At 36.1% G+C, this 4,813-nt stretch carries 4 protein-coding genes; all 4 read right to left on the reverse strand.

Annotated features, from left to right (window positions below):
- The coding region (locus D6734_12145; GenBank protein RMF92473.1) for a hypothetical protein at positions 1-887 on the reverse strand (887 nt) is incomplete at its 3' end.
- Positions 888-1,170: 283 nt separating this feature from the next.
- Positions 1,171-1,872 (reverse strand): response regulator, encoded by a 702-nt coding sequence (locus D6734_12150; protein RMF92474.1) that lies wholly within the window; start codon positions 1,870-1,872, stop codon positions 1,171-1,173.
- Positions 1,873-1,996: 124 nt separating this feature from the next.
- Entirely contained in the window at positions 1,997-3,370 is a 1,374-nt protein-coding gene (locus D6734_12155; GenBank protein RMF92475.1) for a sigma-54-dependent Fis family transcriptional regulator, read from the reverse strand.
- A gap of 21 nt (positions 3,371-3,391) precedes the next feature.
- Positions 3,392-4,747: a HAMP domain-containing protein gene (locus tag D6734_12160; GenBank protein RMF92476.1), complete on the reverse strand. Its 1,356-nt coding sequence runs from the start codon at positions 4,745-4,747 to the stop codon at positions 3,392-3,394.
- Positions 4,748-4,813 lie beyond the last annotated feature (66 nt).

Raw genomic sequence — 4,813 nt, forward strand, 5'->3', positions numbered from 1 at the left:
ACTCTCACAGGATTTGCAATAGAATTCAGCTGAGCAAGACTGGAATGTCCGCCGCCAATTGCTCCAATGTCAACACCAGCCGCAGGGTGACGGATAAATGCTCCACTCGATACGCTTCCGCCTATCTCTGCTCCTCCAACATCACCATGGAAATCGGTGTGACATTTCTTACAGAATTCAGCTATGCCTGATTTACTTGAATTTGGCTCATTCAGGTTAACACCGGCAATTGTGCGAACACCCACGCCTGTCTCAAAAATATCTCTTGAGAGGTCGTTCGTTCCTGCCGCATAGCTGACACCTAATGTTGGTGTAGCTCCGCCAGCATTCGGTTTTAGGTTTCTGTAGTTATCGATATTGGTGTTTCCGCCTACATCGCCTGCACCTTTGTCACTGCCGTGTTCGGAATGACAATCGATACATTCCAAACCATTTGGATTGCTCCATGTACCGCCAGGAGCTGTTGCTGTACTGCCGATTGTATGTCCCATATACTCCTGATATGGACCAACACCACCGACCTTGTTGAGAGCGCCAGCAGACCTCTGAGTTGAACCTGTATCGTTTGTCCCCATTACATCAGGTCCGATTCCATTGTCATGGCAGGACAAACAAAGGTCATTAGGTGATCCGCCGCCCTTCAACAAATGTGATGCAGGAGTGTAACTGAAACCACCGCTTGTTGAACCATAATCGTGAGCAGCGCTTGCATGCATTGTATGACACTGGTTACAAATCAAACTTGCTCCATCATGATAATCACCTGCATTCGCTGCCGGGCCAAAGAAAAATACCAAACCTGCAATCGCTAAAAACAAAACAGCTTTTTTCATCCATTTCACCTCCTTTCCCCTTTGTAGTTTTTTAAAAGATTTGAAGTGCTTCATAAAAACGCCCTCCTTTGAAAAATATAAAAGATGTTTTCTGCTTTTCACTATTAGCATTTTCTATGCCAAAAATTCGGATTTTCGGTTATTAAAAAATTCATAAGGTAAAATTGTTAGAAAATTCAGTAAGTTTTCTTATTTTTGAAATTTTTTTTCTCAAAAAAGAAACAAATATTCTTGAAAGTGAGAATATCATAGAGATATGAAAAGTGTGCGATTACACTCTCTATTTTGTGCGATTTAGCACATTGATTAGTAATACTGTGGTTGAAAGGAGGGGGTTTTACATTGTTATATGCATAACTTTTGCGAGGGCACTTATTCCATTATCAAATTCAGGAATGAAAAAATCAAGATTCACTGCACTTCCTTCATCAGGTGCAATTTCTGTTTCAATGAATGCTCCCATTTTACTGACATCGACTGTGCGAGAATGGACAAAATGCTTATTGATACTAAATACAACATCAACAAGTACTTTGTATCTTATATGCTCTCTTTTTTCCTCGTAGTAATCATTGTTAGCAGACTTCATTTCAATATTTTTCTCCTTCAAAATCTCGATTATATCATAATCGGTATCTACAATTTTGACACCCATTCCTTTCTGTCTATTATCTTCTTTAGGTGATTTTATATTCATTTTTATCAATGAATTCAATACATTAATATCAATTGGCTTTGATAAAAATCCACAACTGTATTTTTTCAACAGAGTAAGCTTTTCACCTTCATAATGGTATGATGATATGGCTATAATTTTTGTAGAATTGGAAATTTGACGAGCTTTTTCAATGACATTGAAACCTGATATATCTGGAAGTTTTATATCTGTTATCAAAACCTTGAAGGGATTTTTCTCAAGCTTCTCTAAGGCATCTTTACCACTCAAAGCGCTTTCTATTTCATAACCCCTTTTCGATAACTCCCTTTTAATTGACCAACATATCAATTCTTCATCATCAACAACGAGAATCTCTGGCATAGATCATTTCCCTTTCATCTTTCTCATGCTCATTTGTCAAGTAAAGATAATTCTCCCCTTTTTGATTTTTCAATGCAAAAAATGTGCCAAAATTTTCTACATAAATCCATTCTTAAAAGAAATTTTAAATAAGATTGTATTTAACTAATCTTCTCCTAAATGCATCTCGTGAAATTTTCAATAGCTCAGCAGCAGCCGTTTGATTACCATCAGTCATTTTTATTGCCTGAAGTATCAACTCTTTTTCAACCTCTTCTATATCTATCCCTTCAGGTGGAAGCGTGATTTTAAAATCGCTTTTTTGAACCTTTTTTGTAGAAGGGTTAAGCTCCGGAGGCAATTCATTCATTGTAATTTCATCGCCTTGCGCAAGAATAATACATCTTTCCACAACATTTTTCATTTCACGCACATTGCCCGGCCAACTATGATTTAAAAAGGCTTCTTTTACTTCTGGTGCTATCTTCTTAATATTTTTTTTGAAAGCTCTATTAAAATCCTCAACAAAATATTCAACTAAAGGCATAATATCCTCTTTTCTCTCTCTAAGTGGCGGAATCTCAATATTTATTACATTCAGTCTATAATAAAGGTCTTCTCTAAACTCTTTGGTTTCGATCAACTCTCGCAAATTTCTGTTTGTGGCGGCAATTATTCTTACATCCACACTAATATCCTTTACGCCTCCAATTCGTCTAAAAAATTTTTTTTCAAGGACACTCAGCAGCTTGGCTTGAAGCTCCTGCTTCATATCTCCTATTTCATCTAAAAAGATTGTGCCTTTATCTGCAAGTTCAAAGAGTCCCTTTTTCATTGTCTTTGCATCAGTAAATGCCCCCTTTTCGTGTCCAAAAAGTTCGCTCTCCAAAAGATTGTCCGGCAGTGCGGCGCAATTAATATCCATAAAGGGGTTTTCCCTGCGCTGGCTGTTATAATGAATTGCCCTTGCTAATAAATCTTTTCCCGTACCGCTTTCACCAATTAGCGTAATTGTAGTGGCATCACTTCTACTGACAACTTTCACCATATCAAGGATAGACTTCATCTTTGAAGATTTGCAGATAATGTTGTCAAATTCGAATGGTACTGTTTTCTCATCAATTAATTTCTGATATTTTCTTCTAAGTTCACTTATTTCGAATGCCTTTTCCACAGAAAGGAGAAGCTCATCAAAATTTACCGGTTTTAAAATATAATCCGTTATCGAGCGCTGTTTCATTGCAGTTACCGCAGTTTCCACTGTCCCAAAGGCAGTAATCATTATTGCAAGAATATTAGGATATATCTTCTTTATTTCTTCAACTGTCTGCAGTCCGTTCTTCCCCGGCATTTTGAAATCAGTGATTATAAGTTCTACTCTCTCGCCCTTTTTGAAAAAATCTATTGCTTCTTCACCACTACTGAATGTCTCAACTTCAAATCCCTTATCAGAAAGCTGTTTCTGTAAAGACCATCTAATCAACTCTTCATCATCAATTACAGCTATTCTTCTTGCCATTTAAAAACTCCTTAAATGAAACTAACTGTTTATCTCTTCTTTATTTTTATCTCTTGATTCATTCAAATTTTGCGGCAAAACAATTTTAAAAGTAGTTCCTTTGCCAACTGTGCTTTCCACAGAAATTTCGCCATTATGATTTTCAATTATACCCTTAACAATATACAAACCCAATCCTGTGCCCTGATGTTTAGTTGTAAAAAAAGGATTAAATATATTTTTCCTAACATCCTCAGGAATACCGCATCCAGTATCGGCTATTTCAACTATAATGCCTGAGGGAGATGAATTTAAATTAGATGATATGGTCAAAACTCCTCCTCTATCCATTGCTTGTATTCCATTCAGCATAATATTTAGAAAAACCTGTCTCAAAAGCTCGGGGTCGGCACTTATTTCAGGTAATTTCTCCGATAAGTTTTCAACTATTTCAACTCCCTTTTGCTTCGCGGCTTCCCTTGCAAAGAAAAGACTTTTTTCAATCACTTTATTTATATTCAGAGGCACAAACATCGGCTTTGAAGGGCGGGCAAAGGATAAAATATCTTTGGTCGTCCGCGATAACCTTTCAATTTGAGAAAGGATTTTATCCAATATACCTTCAACCTCAGAATCTTTTGTAATTGCTTTAATTTCTGACTGGATAACTCTAAGAGCGCCTGATATTCCTGCCAAGGGATTTTGAATTTCATGAGCAATACCTGACGCAAGCTGTCCTAAGGAAGCAAGTTTTTCAGATTGAGCCAATATTTCCTTCTGCTTTTCTTCTAAATTTTCCTTTGCCTCTTTTAAATCCTTCATCATTTTGTTGAAACTTTTACCAAGCTCGCTTATTTCATCATGGCCTGTAAATTTTTCCTCTGCATCAAGCTCTCCTTTTTTGACTGCCTCAATCAGTTTCTGAATTTTTCCAACCCGCTTGTAAATGAAATAATGGTTAAAAAGAAATAATGCCGCGGCTATGAAAAACATAGAAATAATTGCAGTTATAATCATTACTATCCTGTCATACTTCAGTATTTCATCAATCTTCTTCGCAGAAAAATCGACTGATAGATAACCAAGAACTTTTTTTGACTTGTTATGACATCTATAACATTCATCTAAAGCTTTTATCTCAGTGATACTTGAAAGAATGTTGTCTCCACCTGTATGTTTGAATTCGAGATTTTTTCCAGCTTTAATATAGTCTTTGAGCATCTTAATATTAATTTTCATACCAATGGCTTTTTCTTTTGTCGAAAATTTTATCACACCTTCATCATCCATTATGCTAGCGTTAACAAGGTCTTCTAATTTTGAAATGTCTTTGAAGAAGTAATTTATTCCATCACGATCATTCTTCAGCATATCATGTCGGGTGTTATTGATAATCAATTGTTCAATGAAAGAAGAGGTAGATATAATTCTTTTTCTTGCTTGGTATGAATGATAACTTAATAT

Source organism: Candidatus Schekmanbacteria bacterium (assembly GCA_003695725.1).
GTDB lineage: Bacteria > Schekmanbacteria > GWA2-38-11 > GWA2-38-11 > J061 > J061.

Bases quoted from the DNA above. Each gene is read 5' to 3' on its own strand.
- D6734_12150 (RMF92474.1), bottom strand. From the start codon at position 1,872: ATGCCAGAGATTCTCGTTGTTGATGATGAAGAATTGATATGTTGGTCA.
- D6734_12155 (RMF92475.1), bottom strand. From the start codon at position 3,370: ATGGCAAGAAGAATAGCTGTAATTGATGATGAAGAGTTGATTAGATGG.